Below are 16435 nucleotides of genomic sequence, written 5' to 3' on the forward strand. Positions count from 1 at the left end.
CAAATCTATTGTCTCATTTACTCTTATACAAATGGCTCAATAAGGCGAAACATAAGATAAAACTCATTATAAACCCAAACCAAGAAAGCACAGGGATTCCCCAAATCAAATAACCAACGCGACCATGAGCAAGAATACTTGCTCCAACACCAAAGGTCATTGCCAAAATAGACAACAAGAACTTATTCCCCATTCTATGTAAGATCAATTGAAGGTTATCAAAATCTTGCATCTTATGGTTCACAGTAATCTTATCATCCTTTACCTTTTCTAAAATAGTCAATAGATCCAAAGGAACTTCTGTTAAGACATCCTTCGCAAATTTTGCTTTCTCTTTCAGTTGACCTAGAATATATTCCGAAGAAAATTTCTCTGCCGCTATCTTTTTCGCAAATGGTTCAATACTTTCGGGCACATTGAGGTCGGCATCCAATTGTCTGCCGGTACCTTCCAAAATGGAAACTCCACGAAGTAATAAATAGACAAAATCAGGCAATAAGATATGGTTACTCTGTAATACGATATTTAGCTTTTGGAGCATCACGGAGATATCGATATCATCCAATGCATTTTGCTTGATCATTTCAAATATTTCATAAGCATCTCGCTCCAATCGCCTTTCATCTTCAATATGATGAGCTACCGAAAGCCTTTTTATGTTTTTGATCAGGCTTTTAGCATCATTCGCTAAAAAATCCAACACCATTGCTTCAATGATTTTCCTGTCTTCTGGAATCATAAACCCCATGGCACCAAAGTCAATAAAGACAATTTGGCCACGCTGATTTACAAATACATTTCCAGGATGAGGATCGGCATGGAAGAAACCATGCATCAATACCTGTTCCAGATAAAGATCCAACACGTTCTGCAAAACAGATTTTGGATAAAGCCCATATCGCTCAAAACCTTCTAGATCATTCACCTTTACGCCATCGATGTATTCCATGCAGATCAAGGTATCCGTACTATACTTCCTATATACTTTAGGAACATATACATCTTTGTTCTCCTTAAAATTCCGCCTAAATCGCTCAATGTTATTAATTTCATTGGTAAATGAAAGCTCATTCAACAATGAACTCTCAAAAGAAAGAACAATCTGATAGAGGTTCATTTTATAAACCACTTCATATTTCCGCTGCAGTAACTTGACTAAATCCTTGATAAAATCAAGGTCAGCTTGGATTACCTCATCAATTTCTTCCCGTTTTACTTTTAATACGACTTCCTTACCATTGCTTAGTGTTGCACGGTAAACTTGGGCAATTGAGGCAGATGCAATAGGTTTTTCATCGATGGAAATAAAATGCGCATCTAGGTCAATCTCCAATTCATTGGATAGCCTTTTTCGGATATCAATTCCTTCATCAGCCACCTCATCTTGCAATTTTACCAGCTCTTCTTGTAAATCTTTTGGAATAATATCAGGACGATTACTAAGTAATTGACCCAACTTAATAAAAGTTGGCCCCAGCTCTTCAATCGCCAACCTAACCCTTATATTAAAATCTTCTTCAAAAACTTTCCGAGCATGATTATTCCAGAACAAAAAACTATCTGGCAAAATCCTGTCCAGGTTGGATCTTGAAACAACCTCATCAAACCCATGTTTTGATAGGATTTTCAGAATCTGTCCAACTCGCTTTATTTTTTGAAAACCATTGATATGCTTCATGCTAAACTTTATATCCTAAAAGAGACAGACCTTTCCAACTACAGCCTAATTATTTTCTATTTAAATCTGTAACCAACAAAGGGTTACCCTTCTTCATTTCATCTAAAAAATCAGCAACTTTTTGAGTGGATGGCGACTCCATTAGATAGTCTAGTTCTTTTTGTGTGATTCCAACTAATTGAATAAAAGATACTTCACCATGAGCTGTTTTTATCCTCCCTAATTGAGGATCCAAGCAAGTAGCAAACCCTACTATATCAGTTTCCGTATTTAACCTTATTGGCCCCCTAGCTGGAATAAACTGATTCTCTTCAAACCATCTTCCACTTTGGTATACATATCGAGCTAAATTATTGAAAACTTGCATTGCCCAGCCTGGATCGCCCTCATCTTCTGAAAAAGGCACCAACCTAAAGGTAAACTCAAAACCCCATTTACTGAATTCACTTTCCGCCATTTCTGGGTTATAGTAAAGCTCGCTCATTCCATAGCTAACCAAATGTAAGTGTGAAGGCTCATGATTATTTTCATAAACGCTTATTCCATCAATAGGGTCAGTTCCGCCAGCTGCAAAATGCAAACCACATAAAGGACCATAATGCCTTGGCTCAATACCCTCATAAATAGTAGCTAGTTGCCCATCTATTGCAGTCCAACCAACCGTATCATCTTCATTATACTTCGATAAATATTCTTCTTTTTCATTCTCTTTATTTAATAATGCATTACAAACCTAATTGTTTGTGCTCTTTAACAAATAGGACTATCATTCCCTTTTTTTATTGAATTACATCTAAAATCAAGCCATTCATCCTAATCCACAGATCAGCAATAGATTTAATTTCAGTCGGATATAAGTTAATCATCAAAAATCATAGATTAATGGTTTATTTTAAATTATTCCCTCAAAATCAGCATATAAATTCTGACATTCAATAAGAAAACAATCCATTTTTCTCTTAACTTACAACATCAAACCTTGAAAAAATGGTAAAAGAAAGATTAGCATCGACCTTAGGTAGACGTGATGAGGAACCAAATATCCAATTAGCGCAAGAAATCGCGAAAACCAAGGATAGCAAGTCTGTCGAGGAACTGATACAATTGATCAAAGGCAATCAAAAAGATTTGCAGAATGACAGCATTAAAGTACTTTATGAGATTGGGGAAATCACTCCTGAACTGATTTCCTCCTATTGGAAAGATTTTATCGAAGCCTTAACAATTAAAAACAACAGACTTCAGTGGGGTGCTATGTCCGCATTAAAAACAATATCCTTGATAGTGCCTGATCAGATTTTCAACAATATCATCAGCCTTGAAAACGCTGTTGAACAAGGTTCAGTTATAACTAGAGATAATTTTGTGGCTATTTTAACGAATCTCCTAGATCATCAAAACTATGCTGAGGAGGCATTTAATGCCTTAATCAAACAACTTTCTTCTTGTCCAACAAACCAATTACCGATGTATGCTGAAATGCTAAGCACAAAAATAAAAGCACAGTCGTCCAAAAAAGTTATTGAAACTTTATCACTTCGATTAGATGAAATCGAAAAAGATAGTAAAAGAAAAAGAGTGGAGAAAGTTATCAAGAAAATAACCTAATCCACCCTCTCAAATATCTAATTAATACATCTGCAGTAATTCCGCTATTTCTGAAAAACCCTTCTCTTCGGCATGATCCAATGCAGATACGCCATCCTTATCGGCGATACTTTTGTCTGCCCCTCCTTTCAGTAGGATACTTACGATATCTACATAATCTTTACTTCCATCCCCTAAGACCACAGCTTCCAGTAATGCAGTCCAGCCTAACTTATTGATATGGTTTATAGGGAAATTCTTGGTATGGCACAATAAACGGACAACCTCAACATGCCCTTTCTCTGCAGCTGGAATCAACGCAGTCCCATTAAAGCGGTTAAAAACATCAAAGCGAGCTCCATAAGCCAGGTACAATTTCACTAGATCTAAATAACCTGAGGCCGCAGCATACAGAAAAGGACTGTTCAACAATTCATCTTGTTGATTGGGATCAGCCCCCCTCTTTACCAAAAAAGCAGCCATTGGATAATCATTTTGATAGGTCGCAATCATCAATAGGTTTTGCGACTGTTCATTAACTTCATTGATGTTGCTATCATTGAGGTTCTTTTCAAGGTAAACAGTATCTCCTCTCTTTACTGCACTTTCAATCTCTGGTCCTAATTTCATGTTTGCTTTTCATTGTATTTTTTTCAGATTTTGAATAATCAACTATATTGTCAATTATATTAATTTCAAAATCTTCTATTAAACAGCTCTTTTTAATCCAATCTTCATTGAATTTATTAACTTCAATAATAAGCCCTCTACTACCTAAAATCACAATAAATATATTTAATTTTTACATCACATCACAGCATTCGTCAATCTATATTTTATTGTAGCTAATCAGCTTCAAGACCTCTCATTTTAAAACATTTTCTATCTATTTTCATTTATTATCATAGATCAATGTGCATGTTTAATTTTATCCCAAAATTTGCAGTATTAAACAAAAACGAAATTAAAATATATTGAATATGAAAACTCTATTAAGCTTTTTTACAGCCCTGATTTTAGTTAGCAACGTTGCATTCGCGCAAACGAAATGGTCAGTCGATCCAGCACACACGAACGCTCGTTTTGAAATCAAACACCTAGGAATCTCTTTCGTTGATGGAGATTTTACCAAACTAGAAGGTCAAGTAGAATCTAAAGATTCAGTGAACTTTGACAATGCTACAGTTTCATTTGATATTGATGTAAACAGTATAGATACCAGAATTGAAGCAAGAGACAATCACTTAAAAAGTGATGATTTCTTCAGTGCAGAGAAATTCCCTAAAATGACCCTTAAAAATGCTACGCTTAAGAAAGCCGGCAAAGGTAAATTCAAATTAACTGGAGACCTTACTATTAAAGACGTGACAAAAAATGTAACCTTTGATGTAATCCAAAACAACGGAACAATCCTAGATCCTTGGGGAAAAACTAGAGCTGGATTTACAGCAACAACTTCGATCAACCGTTTTGATTACAATATCAAATATGCCGATAAAACCGCTGCCGGAATCGATGCAGTAGCTCCTGAAGTAGCCATCACTGTAAATGTGGAATTGGTTAAAAACTAATTCTAAAGAGGGGAAATTAATCTACATTGATTTAAGCCTTGAATCACAAATAACTATATATTAATGTAAAAGGGATAGTGTAATGCTATCCCTTTTGTTTTTATATTTGGTTTATCAACTGGATTACAGCTATTTAATAAACCGATATATGAGCAAATATCTTGCAAATAGATTTAGGGAGGTCATGCTTTCCGGAACCTGGATCGCAAACACGAACTGGCAAAAAGAATTGAAAGATGTCAATCTCGACTTGGCTATGAAAAAGATCCCCAATATCAATCGCATATACGATCTTACTTTCCACGTCCTATATTACATAAAGGGCATAAACCACTTTTTCAAATCAGGACAATTGGACATAAAAGACTCCCTGAGTTTCCCTTCTAGCGAATTACTAAACGATGAAGAATGGCAACAGCTAAAAGATGAATTAATGGATCAATCTGAACTCTTCGCCAAATCCATTGAAGATTTACATGAATCTAAACTTCAAGAAAAATTCTTCGATGAAAAATATGGATCATATATCCGAAATATCGATGGGCAGATAGAACACGCCTATTATCACCTTGGACAGGTGATCCTGCTTAAAAAGATGTTAATGTGATAAATTATTCCTCAGTTTCATAAGACCAAGACAAAAGTCGATCTTGGAATATCCTTGATACCTTATTGAAATAGCGTTTGTGCTTATAGCCCATCACCCATTGTATACCTTCAACGGCGTTGGTACAGAATATCTCATCAGCGACCTTTACGATATCTGGTTTTATTTCTGCCTCAACGACCTCAATCCCTTGCTCCTGCGCCATATCCATTACCACTCGACGCATCACACCGGCAATACATCCTTCAGATAATGCAGGCGTGTACAAAACCTTGTCATAATAGATAAAAATATTCGATGCCAAAGCCTCACATAAATTACCCGACTGATTCAGGATCAAGACTTCGTCGAATGCATTCTTTTTCTTAAACAAGCCTGCCATAACATAGATCAGGGCATTATTGGATTTTATCTTAGAAAGCTCTGAATAAGCCTTTTTATACTCAGTATATATATCAATGATTAACCCAGTTTTTTTATCCCTTAGAGTCTCCGGTTTTCGATCCACCTGCAAAATGTAAGCAGCCTTATTGGATTCTGGACTGTAAAGGCCTCCTCCTTGCCTGAATACAATTAGTCTTACGCGAGCTTGCTGACCAACCATACTGTTTTTACGAAGCAATTCCTCCACTTTACTGCGAATAAAGAATGCATTGAATTGATCTGCATCATCAAAATGCAACATGCTTAGGCTCTCCTGCAATCGCTCCAAATGAAGATCTAAAAATCGGATATCTCCATCCTTCCATAGCATGGTTTCAAAAATTCCATCACCATATCTGAATGCGCGGCTATCGACGTCTAGAATAGCCATATCTTGAGGTACCACAGTACCGTTGTAGTTAATAAAATGTGTGGGCATAAATATTTTTAGAATCTAACTTTGATTAATTGAGCTGTAACTTCTCCATTTCTCTAATGCTAAACGGAAATCTTCCGGCATTGGTACCTCAAAATGCAAAAATTCTTTAGATTTTGGATGAATAAATCCTAAACTCTTGGCATGCAGGGCTTGACGTGGAAGCAAGGCAAATGTATTCTCAACAAACTGCTTGTACTTAGAAAATGAAGTCCCTTTTAAAATCTTGTCACCACCATAGGACTCATCATTGAACAAGGGATGTCCAATGGATTTCATATGGGCACGGATCTGATGCGTCCTACCTGTTTCAAGTTGACATTCGATCAAGGTCACATAGCCTAAACGCTCCAGGACCCGATAATGAGTAACTGACCATTTGCCCTTTTCTTCATCATCATACATATCCATGATCCTCCTATCCTTCAGGTTGCGACCTATATAACCTGAAACAGTGCCGTCTTCTGCAATGTCACCCCATACCAAGGCTACATATTTCCTGGCTATGCTATGTTCAAAAAACTGTTTTGCTAAAAAGGTCATCGCCCATTCATTCTTGGCTATGACGAGAAGGCCAGATGTATCCTTATCAATACGGTGAACCAAACCCGGCCGACCTGTATTGCCCGGTAAAGTTGGCAATTGATTTAAATGAAAAGTCAAGGCATTGACCAAGGTTCCAGTGTAATTGTTAAAGCCTGGATGTACCACCATACCTGCCTCTTTATTAACCAATAACACATCATCATCTTCATAAATGATATCCAATGGAATATCTTCTGGATAGACCTCAGTATCTCTTGGAGGATCTGGCAATACCACCGTAATAACATCAAATGGCTTTACCTTATAGCTCGCTTTGATCACTTTGTCATTCACCTTCACCGTTCCGGCATCAATGGCATTTTGAATTCGGTTTCGCGAAGTATTTTCCACCCTATTCATCAAGAATTTATCGATGCGCAATAGAGCTTGCCCCTTATCCGCAACAATCCTTAAATGTTCATAGAGCTCCTGCTCCTCTTGTTCGTTATCCAAATGATCTACCATGCTGCAAAAATAGCATTTTTATAATCATTCTATTTCCTGCAAGAAAAAAGCATAATTTTAACCCATGCATTTGCCATTTCAAATTTTCAGTCCCGAAGAAGAAATAATCGACCCTATTTTCGAAGAAAAGGAAATCAGGCTTTTCATCAAACGTGATGATAAAATACATCCCTTTATTTCTGGGAATAAATGGCGTAAATTAAAATATCAACTGGAGTACGCAAAGTCTAAAGATATCAGCCATTTGGTAACCTTTGGAGGAGCCTGGTCCAACCATCTCCTCGCCTGCGCAGCAGCTTCGGCAACTTTTGGGTTTAAAGCTATCGCTTATGTCCGTGGAGAAGAAGTCAGGAACCCCGTTCTGGATATGTGTAGGATCTTTGGTCTCCAACTTATCTTTGTTGACCGTGAATCTTACAGAAATAAAGAAAAGATATTTTCCGAAAATCATGACTCCAAAACCAGTTTATTTATTGATGAAGGCGGTAAATCTGAACTCGGATTATTAGGCTGCGCTGATATAATCAAGGAACTCAATCAACATTACGATCATATCTTTGTAGCCTCAGGAACAGGAACTACTGTTGCTGGACTTCAACTGGGAATTGAACAAAATAACTTTCATAGTCAAGTGCATAGCATTCCTGTCTTAAAGGGTGCCGATTCCCTTCTGCAGGATTTTTCCCAATGGAATATAGATCCCCAAAAGATCTACATGCATCTTGATTACCATTTTTCTGGCTATGCCAAAACAAAACCAGAATTGATAGAATTTATCAAAAATTTTGTCAGCTCTACAGGAATCATGATCGAACCAACGTATACAGGCAAGCTCATGTATGGCGTATATGACCTAATTCAGAAAGGTTATTTCAAATCGAAAAGCAAAATATTGGTTATTCATACAGGTGGGATCACTGGCCTATTGGGCCATCTCGATCTTTTCAGCAAGTAAAATGACATTAATCTTAAAGTGGATTCACTAATTAATAATATTTTTACGGCTAATGGATCAGCATTTACCACTAAATCAACCAATAATAAAAAAATAAAATGCGCATAAAGCTGTCGTTACTTCTATTATTTGTCTTAGCTCAATTACCTTCCTTCGCGCTGCAAATACAAATCCATGATACGGTAAGTACGAAAGAACAAAGGGATAGTGTCCTACCAACTGCCCATCTTTACGACATCGTAGATGCATTTAGGGATATCAATCCATTTAAAAAAGACAACAAAAAGCCCTCTGGCAAAAGATCTGCAATTTCCTATTTACCTAATATCAACTATAACCCCTCCATCGGTGCACAGATTGGAATAAAAGCGGTGGGCGGTAAAGTACTTGGCAATGAGCCAAACACCACCATGTCCATTGCTGCTACTGCTTTAAGTGCCACTACCCGAGGGATTATCGTAGGCTACCTCTTGCACGATATCTATACTCCCGGCAATAAATGGAATATTAAGGGTGGTGCCATGGTAGCAAAAGCCGTAGGCCTTGATTATGGTTTAGGAATAGGCGGAACCTTGGAGAACCCAACTGAGGAAGAACTCATCATGAATAACCCCGAAAGACAGCGATTTGTCAATCGGTATATGGCATATACCATCAATGAGAGGGTATATAAACAGCTATTCCCCGGAGCGTTTGTAGGTGTCGGTGTATTTTTCGAACTAAAAAGACAATTAAGCACAGTTGGAAGTGCAGAAAATATGGCACCCGTCGAAATTTACAGCAGATGGAATAATTTCGATCCCACACGAGTAAACAACAATGGCTTTATGCTGAACATGCAATACATGACAAGGGACAATCCTAACTCAGCATATAAAGGCTATTATGTCGATATGGTCCTCAGAATGAACCAAACTTGGCTTGGAAGCACCCATAATGCCTATCAATTGCAAACTGATTTCCGAAAATATTGGCAATTATCAACAGATAGACCTAACCATGTTATTGCCTTTTGGAACTTTGGCTCATACAATCTCGGCGGAAAGCTTCCCTATATAGATTTACCGGGTACGGCAAAAGACACCTATGCCCGCAGTGGCCGTGGATATACTATGGGATATTTTAAAGGAAGCTCTTTCTTTTATTCTGAAGTAGAATATAGGTACCCGATATTGAGAAATCAATTCTTGAGCGGAGTGGTCTTTGCGAATATCCAAACCGCCAATGACCAAATGGGAACTAAGTTATTCCAAACTTGGCAGCCCGCAGCCGGCGCAGGCCTGAGATTATTATTTAACAAAGCTACCCGAACTAATCTTTGTATTGACTACGCTTTTGGTAAATTTGGGCAGCACGGTTTATTCTTAGGTCTAAACGAAGCATTCTAATTATTTATATATTAATATTTTAAACAATATTAACCTACATGTATTTAAAACAACTTGGCTTAATCAGCTTTACGACGTCAATTTCCCTCCTTTCGGCAAATGCACAAACTATCACAAAGGATACCAGTATAAATGAAATAGCTCCAATCGAAATAAAAGCTCATTTCAATTCTCAAGCCATGCTTGACCTGACAACCTCAGCAAAAGTAGTGACCAAAAAATTAATAGAATCTCAGGCTCCAAGCAGCTTCCTGAGCGCCATCAATACAACCAGCGGTTTAAGGATGGAAGAAAGATCTCCCGGCAGCTATAGACTTGCCCTTCGTGGAAGTATGCTCCGCTCCCCTTTTGGAGTCCGCAACACCAAGATATATTTGGATGAAATCCCTTTTACCGATGCCAGCGGGAATACCTATTTAAACATCTTGGACCCTGTAGGGATCAACAGCATTCAAATCATCAAAGGTCCAGATGGTTCTTTATATGGACCAAATTCAGGTGGTGTTATCCGATTTATCCCTGAAGGTTTTGGCCAAATAAATAATGAAAAGTCCTTAATGATTTCTGGAGGTTCATTTGGCTTATTCCATGAGCAGCTGCAAATTAACCATCAAGTCAATGAAAACTATAACTTTTCATTTGATCAAGCTTACTTGAGGTCCGACGGCTACCGACAACATACTGCAATGGACAAATTGTTTTTCCAAACCGCACATCAATGGAAATATAATGCCTATGGCAAATTAAAAGGATTCGCCCTCTATTCAGATATGGGCTATCAAACTCCTGGAGGATTGACCCAACAGCAGTACGATGAGGACCCAACACAGTTTAGACCAGCAGGTGGACCTTTCCCAAGCGCTAAGGACCAAAAGGCTGCCATTTATAACAAAACCTTTATTGGAGGCCTTAGCAATGAATACCAAATCAGCAATAGATTGAAAAACGTGGTTTCCGTCTTCGGAAGTTATACTGACCTTGAAAACCCATTTATCACAAATTACGAAACAAGAACAGAGAAAAACCTAGGATTTAGAACATACTTCTCTTATGAAAACAGAGATAAAGAAGATTTCTTATGGGAGATGCAACTAGGCGGAGAAGGCCAGAAAGGTTGGTACAATGTCAACAATTACAAGAACAATTTGGGGGTTAGAGGATCTCAAACAGATGATGATTACTTAGAAAATCTACAACATTTTTATTTCTATAGGTTCAAAACCAAACTTTACCAAAAACTTACAGCAGAAGCCTCTATTGGACTTAATTTCAACAACATAAACTTTAAAAAATCAGCTGAAGGGGAAGATAATGTAAATGGAGAAATCAATTTTGACAAAAGCTGGATGCCAAGGCTAGGTCTATCCTATGCAGCGACCGAGAACTTTGCTTTGAGAGCTTCCATATCCAAAGGCTACTCAACTCCTACCATTGCCGAAGTTAGATCTTCCGATAATAAGATCAACCAAAACCTAAATGCTGAAACAGGAATCAATTACGAAGCTGGAATCCGTTTTGAAACCCATGATCGCAGATTTATTGCCGATCTTGCCGCATATAACTATCAAATGGATAATGCTATCATCAGACAGTTGAATGAAGCCGGAAATGAATTCTTCCAAAATGCTGGAAAAATTGATCAAAAAGGAATAGAAGCTCAGATATTGACCCAATTGATTGCCAACGAAAATGCTCAATTCCTAAACGGTCTGATTCTCTCCAGCAACCTTACTTATCAAGATTATAAATTCAAAGATTATGTAATTGGAGAAAACAACTTCAATGGAAACAAAGTAACCTCCGTTCCAAACTGGATTTGGGCAAATACTTTATCTTTCAAGTTCATTAAAGATATAGATTTAAACCTATTACATAATTTTACTTCAAGCATCCCATTAAACGATGCGAACACCGTTTCTGCCTCCAAATACCATGTGTTACAGGCTAAAATTTCTTGGCTTACCCCAATCTCAAGCAAATATAAATTACAGGTATTTACAGGAGCAGATAATATACTGGACGAAAAATACAGCCTTGGAAATGACATAAATGCAATGGGAAACCGTTATTTTAATGCAGCGCCTACTCGGAATTTTTATGCCGGTGTCAAAGTGATTATGTAAGGATCCTACTTATTCCAGAATCTTTCCAGAATCTATTGGCTTTATTGTAAACTGAATTAAGATGAAGATACTAATTATTGAAGACGAGAAAGAGCTATTGCTGACCATTGAAGAATTCCTTAAATCTGAAAACTTCCTGATTGAATCAGCTATGGATTACAATACAGCCTTAGAAAAAGCCATGAATTATCAATATGACTGCATATTGCTTGATATTATGCTACCGGATGGAAGTGGCTTGGACATTCTCCGAGCACTAAAGGATGAACATAAGAAACAACCTGTATTGATTCTATCTGCAAAGGATTCCGTTGAAGATAAGGTATTGGGTCTGGAAATAGGTGCGGATGACTACCTTTCCAAACCTTTCCATCTTGCTGAATTACTAGCCAGGGTCAAATCGATCATCAGAAGGAATTCCAATGATGGCGAACAATGGGTTAAATATAAAAATGTCAGTTTAAATCCAGAAAGCAGGATTATTCTCATCAATGATACCGATATCGCCTTTAATCGCAAGGAATTTGATTTATTCCATTATTTCCTCCTGAGACCAAATAGGCTATTGGAGAAAACAAGTTTGGTAGAGTCCGTTTGGGGCGACCATACCGACCAAGCCGATAATTTGGACTTTATCTATTCACAAATAAAAAACATCCGTAAGAAATTGAAAGACTCTGCAGCTGACATGGATATTCAAGCGGTGTATGGAGTCGGATATAAACTAGTATAATGTCGGTTTCGATTAAATATTACACCAATAAGTTTCTAGCGATTGCCATCCTGATCATTATGGCAGTTTGGGCCTTGCTGTTCTATGCCTTCCTCATGGACGAAGTTTATGACAACATCGACGATGGGTTAAAGAACCAAAAGCTAGAAATCATTCGTGAAGCCTACAACAACCCCGATATTATCAACAATAACCAAGAATATGGTATAAACCAATTCAAGATATACCCCATTCAACCCAAGGAAGATATTGATAAAAACCATTTTTCTAGGGAATTGATGTATATGCCCTATGATGATGAAGATGAACCCTATAGGATCTTAAAGACTGGTTTCTATTCCAAGGATAGAAAAGCCTACGGTTTAGATATCAGGACTTCCACTGTCGAAGAAGATGATTATCTGATCAATCTCGCCATCGCTCTTGCTGTTTTATACCTAGTCATTGTATTGAGCATCTTGGTCATCAACTACTTCGTTATGAGCAAGGGTTGGCAACCTTTCCAGAAAATTTTAAGAAACCTGAGCAATTACCGGTTTGGTCATAGCAAAACCTTCGAACCAACCATCACCAAGGTAAAGGAGTTTGAAGAGTTAAATTCCCAAATCAAACAAATGATAGATCGTAATGAAGGTCTTTTTGAAGAGCAAAAGCTATTCCTGGAGAATGCATCACACGAATTGCAGACTCCCCTAGCGATAACCATTGGAAAATTAGACCTACTATTGCAAGAAGGAGATCTGCCAGAGGAAAAAACCATTAAAATAGCAGAAGCAAAGCAAGCTTTGCATAGAATGGTGGCATTAAATAAATCCTTATTAATGCTATCAAGAATTGAAAACAACCAGTACAGTAGCAGCACGGAAGTCAATTTCAATGACCTTATCATCAAAAAGCTAGAGGAATTGGAAGATTTCATCCAGTTTAAGGAAATTAAGGTCGATCTTGTACAAAATGAACAATTTATTGCAAACCTGAATTTGGATCTTGCCCATATCTTAATATCCAACCTCCTCAGGAACGCCATTAAATACAATTTCCAAGAAGGTCATATTAGAATCACCATCAGTAATAATGTAATTGATTTTGCTAATAGCAGCGATTCGGGAGCTTTAAATCCGCAATATATTTTCAAACGTTTCCATAAAGGCAACCAAGATAGCCAATCTAATGGCTTAGGGCTTTCCATTGTCCAAACGATCCTAGACAAATACCCCCATATCCATATAGAATATGAATATGCCCAGGCGGAACAGCATTTTAAATTAAAAAAGTTTAAATAATTCTTAAAAAAACTTCTTTTTCCTAATTCTTTCCAGATTTGACATAGAAATTTGATTAAACAAAAAATTAAACGACATGAAAAATCTAATAAAAACACTTATGGTATTGTTTATTGCTGGATTTTCTTTCCAAGCAATCGCACAAGAAAAGGTTATAGAAGTTGCAAACTTGCCAAAAACAGCACAAAGCTTTCTACAAAATCATTATAACAATGACAAGGTTGCATTGACTAAATCTGAAAAGGAAACTCTATCTCCAATCGAATATAAAGTTGTCTTAGCAAGTGGAACTGAAGTAGAATTCGATTCTAAAGGAGATTGGACTGAAGTAGATGCCAATACCGCGGCTGTACCTCAGGATATTGTACCTGCAAAAATCAAATCATACGTTCAAAAGAGCTTCCCTGACAATAAAATCGTTCAGATTAAAAAAGATAAAAAGGGATATGAAATTGAATTAACAAACGGAATCGAAGTTAAATTCAACAAAAATGCAGACTTCATCAAAATTGATGACTAATTGAATTACACACAATAATCTTAATAAAACTTTATAATGAAAAAATTACTTCTAGCACTAACTGTCCTGTTTTCAATCGCAACATTAACGATGTCTTGTGATAAAGAATCAGTAATCACTGAAGATCAACTTCCTCAAAGCGCAAATCAATTCCTAAAGGATAACTTCAGCGGCGTGAAAATCCTTTCTGTAGTTGAAGAAAAAGAAGGCCTTTCTGGAAAAGAATTCGATGTACTTCTTGATAATGGGATCGAGATCAAATTCGACAAAAACGGTCAATGGTTAGATATCGACGCTAAAGCCGATACCGCCAGACTACCAGAAAATTTGATCCCTACAGCTATCAACGACTATGTAAAACAAAACTATGCTAATGCTGGCATCAATAGCATCGAAAGAGAAAACCACGGCTACGATGTCGAACTTACAAACGGTCTAGACCTCGTATTCGACAAAGACGGTAAATTCGTTAGGATAGATCCGTAGTGGGAGTATTTAGTAGAAAGTATTTAGTATTTAGACAAAAGGTCCTGTGAAACATCATAGGACCTTTTTTTATATCCGTAATAGTATTTAGTAGAAAGTATTTAGTATTTAGACAGTTTGTTACTGTAGAGAAAACTCCCGGCGGGGGTGACATATTTTTAGAAATTGTATGTTTGAAATGGTCAACCCACAGCGTGGGTGAAATATTTATAGAAAGGTGAATCGTCAAAAGGACAACCCACAGCGTGGGTGAAATATTTTTCTATAACCCTTTTGTGTCACCCTGAAGGCTCGGCCGAATGGTCTCGGAACTAAGCAGGCTTCACAAAAAACAGTTTTCTCATCTTGCGATTCGAAATGACCCGCATCCTTAAAAAATAAGAAATAGATTCTTCGTTTTACTCTGAATCCCTCTCAGGAGGCTTCCAATTCTGAACGATCAGTGAAGAATCTGTACGTGAATGCCTCAACATTTTCTTGTCATTCTTGATCGAAGATCAAGGACCTGTTCGCCAATGAAATTAGGTTTGCATGGTTCCGAGATTCTTCCTGCGTCAGAATGACACCGTGGCGGAAACCGAAAATGTAGGAAATTACGTCTTACAAACCTATTATTTATTCAGAATATGAAGCGGGCGAATGCGATTCGCCCCTACGGAAATATGATTAAATATAGTCTTAGAAACTACGTTCAAACCATGATCTTGGTCCATCCTCGGATCCTCGGTGGGTGAGCGGAGTCGAACCCAATCCTGGTTCAAATACCAAGTCCACCAAAAGTCTAAATACTAAATACTTTAAACTAAATACTACTCCGATAAATAACTCGTCTTCACCGTAATATTCGCGGTTTTCTTTCTTGAGGTCACATTAAAGGCACCACCATAGGAATACTCTTCGTTTTCGTTCTGGCCGGTGATCTGGAAGATACCTAAATCTGCTTTCACAAGGGATCCCAATGAGGATCCAGCTTCTTTGGCGATATTTTCAGCTCTAACTTTTGCGTTTTGGGACGCTTCGGAGATTAATTTTAATTTCAGGTCTTCAAGGCCAGAGAAATAATAATTCGGCGCATTGGAAGCCAACTCCACTCCTTGCGAAATCAAAGTGGAGATTTCACGGGATGCATTAGCCACTTTATCTAAATCTTTCGACTCAATGGAAACATTTTGGGAAAGGCTATATCCTGTAAAAGTATTGAAACTATTACCGTTTTGGTCGGTATGGTAGTTAAAATCACGGGCAATATTAACGGCATTGAACAAAATTTCCTTCTCATTTATTCCTTGGCGAACCAAAAAGTCTTTCACCAACTCACGGTCCCGCTTCAATTGTTCAGAGGCCTCGCTCAAATCCATGGACTTACGGCTGAATACCGCTGACCATTTCACTATATCAGATTCAAAATTGGTCATCGCATTACCGGTCACATTAATCGTATTGGAATTTTTGTACTTATACTTATAGGCATTACCAAAGATCATAGCAAAAACAATGATGGAAAGGCCGGCGATAATACTGATAATAATCCCTGTGTTTTTCATATAAAGCGTGTTAATGTGATTATACTAAAATTGTTATCCTTTAACCTAACC

Annotated in this window: 16 protein-coding genes; 10 read left to right on the forward strand and 6 right to left on the reverse strand. The window is 37.4% G+C overall.

Annotated elements, in window-relative coordinates; all coding sequences use genetic code 11:
* Positions 1 to 13: 13 nt before the first annotated feature.
* A complete protein-coding gene (locus CKW03_RS11655; protein ID WP_093097085.1) occupies positions 14 to 1678 on the reverse strand; it encodes an ABC1 kinase family protein in 1665 nt (554 codons plus the stop codon).
* Positions 1679 to 1727: 49 nt separating this feature from the next.
* Positions 1728 to 2258 carry a suppressor of fused domain protein gene (locus tag CKW03_RS11660; protein ID WP_236736467.1) on the reverse strand — a complete coding sequence of 177 codons (531 nt, stop codon included), beginning with the start codon at positions 2256 to 2258 and terminating at the stop codon, positions 1728 to 1730.
* 407 nt (positions 2259 to 2665) lie between these two features.
* Here CKW03_RS11660 and CKW03_RS11665 point away from each other — a divergent pair, with 407 nt between their 5' ends.
* Entirely contained in the window at positions 2666 to 3286 is a 621-nt protein-coding gene (locus CKW03_RS11665) for a hypothetical protein (protein ID WP_093097090.1), read from the forward strand.
* A gap of 21 nt (positions 3287 to 3307) precedes the next feature.
* Here the strand turns inward: CKW03_RS11665 and CKW03_RS11670 are convergent, their stop codons facing one another.
* Positions 3308 to 3895, reverse strand: coding sequence for an ankyrin repeat domain-containing protein (locus CKW03_RS11670; RefSeq protein ID WP_093097093.1), 588 nt, complete (start codon positions 3893 to 3895; stop codon positions 3308 to 3310).
* A gap of 350 nt (positions 3896 to 4245) precedes the next feature.
* On the opposite strand from CKW03_RS11670, the gene CKW03_RS11675 reads away from it, so the two are divergent.
* Together CKW03_RS11675 and CKW03_RS11680 are read left to right on the forward strand one after the other, a co-directional pair.
* The gene (locus CKW03_RS11675; RefSeq protein ID WP_093097095.1) at positions 4246 to 4836 is read left to right on the forward strand and encodes a YceI family protein; all 591 of its coding nucleotides are present in this window, start codon (positions 4246 to 4248) and stop codon (positions 4834 to 4836) included.
* Positions 4837 to 4984: 148 nt separating this feature from the next.
* Entirely contained in the window at positions 4985 to 5443 is a 459-nt protein-coding gene (locus tag CKW03_RS11680) for a hypothetical protein (protein WP_093097098.1), read from the forward strand.
* Positions 5444 to 5447: 4 nt separating this feature from the next.
* Here the strand turns inward: CKW03_RS11680 and CKW03_RS11685 are convergent, their stop codons facing one another.
* Positions 5448 to 6305 (reverse strand): aminotransferase class IV, encoded by an 858-nt coding sequence (locus tag CKW03_RS11685; protein WP_093097100.1) that lies wholly within the window; start codon positions 6303 to 6305, stop codon positions 5448 to 5450.
* Positions 6306 to 6320: 15 nt separating this feature from the next.
* Positions 6321 to 7352, reverse strand: a complete 1032-nt coding sequence (locus tag CKW03_RS11690; RefSeq protein ID WP_093097103.1) for an RluA family pseudouridine synthase — start codon at positions 7350 to 7352, stop codon at positions 6321 to 6323.
* Between the two features lie 64 nt (positions 7353 to 7416).
* Between CKW03_RS11690 and CKW03_RS11695 the strand changes: the two genes are divergently transcribed.
* The 7 genes from CKW03_RS11695 to CKW03_RS11725 all read left to right on the forward strand — a co-directional run bounded on the left by CKW03_RS11695 (position 7417) and on the right by CKW03_RS11725 (position 14840).
* Positions 7417 to 8307: a 1-aminocyclopropane-1-carboxylate deaminase/D-cysteine desulfhydrase gene (locus CKW03_RS11695; RefSeq protein ID WP_093097106.1), complete on the forward strand. Its 891-nt coding sequence runs from the start codon at positions 7417 to 7419 to the stop codon at positions 8305 to 8307.
* Between the two features lie 98 nt (positions 8308 to 8405).
* Positions 8406 to 9695 (forward strand): BamA/TamA family outer membrane protein, encoded by a 1290-nt coding sequence (locus CKW03_RS11700; protein WP_093097108.1) that lies wholly within the window; start codon positions 8406 to 8408, stop codon positions 9693 to 9695.
* 38 nt (positions 9696 to 9733) lie between these two features.
* On the forward strand, positions 9734 to 11818 hold the full coding sequence (locus CKW03_RS11705; RefSeq protein WP_139185449.1) for a TonB-dependent receptor: 2085 nt from the start codon (positions 9734 to 9736) through the stop codon (positions 11816 to 11818).
* Positions 11819 to 11879: 61 nt separating this feature from the next.
* The gene (locus CKW03_RS11710) at positions 11880 to 12551 is read left to right on the forward strand and encodes a response regulator transcription factor (protein WP_093097111.1); all 672 of its coding nucleotides are present in this window, start codon (positions 11880 to 11882) and stop codon (positions 12549 to 12551) included.
* A complete protein-coding gene (locus CKW03_RS11715; protein ID WP_093097114.1) occupies positions 12551 to 13834 on the forward strand; it encodes a sensor histidine kinase in 1284 nt (427 codons plus the stop codon). Before CKW03_RS11710 ends, CKW03_RS11715 begins: the two co-directional genes overlap by 1 nt.
* Positions 13835 to 13910: 76 nt before the next feature.
* Positions 13911 to 14354, forward strand: a complete 444-nt coding sequence (locus tag CKW03_RS11720) for a PepSY-like domain-containing protein (RefSeq protein WP_093097118.1) — start codon at positions 13911 to 13913, stop codon at positions 14352 to 14354.
* Between the two features lie 36 nt (positions 14355 to 14390).
* Positions 14391 to 14840: a PepSY-like domain-containing protein gene (locus CKW03_RS11725; protein WP_093097121.1), complete on the forward strand. Its 450-nt coding sequence runs from the start codon at positions 14391 to 14393 to the stop codon at positions 14838 to 14840.
* A gap of 809 nt (positions 14841 to 15649) precedes the next feature.
* On the opposite strand, the gene CKW03_RS11730 is transcribed toward CKW03_RS11725, so the two are convergent.
* Complete coding sequence (locus CKW03_RS11730; protein WP_093097124.1) at positions 15650 to 16384, reverse strand: SIMPL domain-containing protein; 735 nt, start codon at positions 16382 to 16384, stop codon at positions 15650 to 15652.
* Between the last annotated feature and the right edge of the window lie 51 nt (positions 16385 to 16435).

Source organism: Sphingobacterium mizutaii (assembly GCF_900187125.1).
Lineage (GTDB): Bacteria > Bacteroidota > Bacteroidia > Sphingobacteriales > Sphingobacteriaceae > Sphingobacterium > Sphingobacterium mizutaii.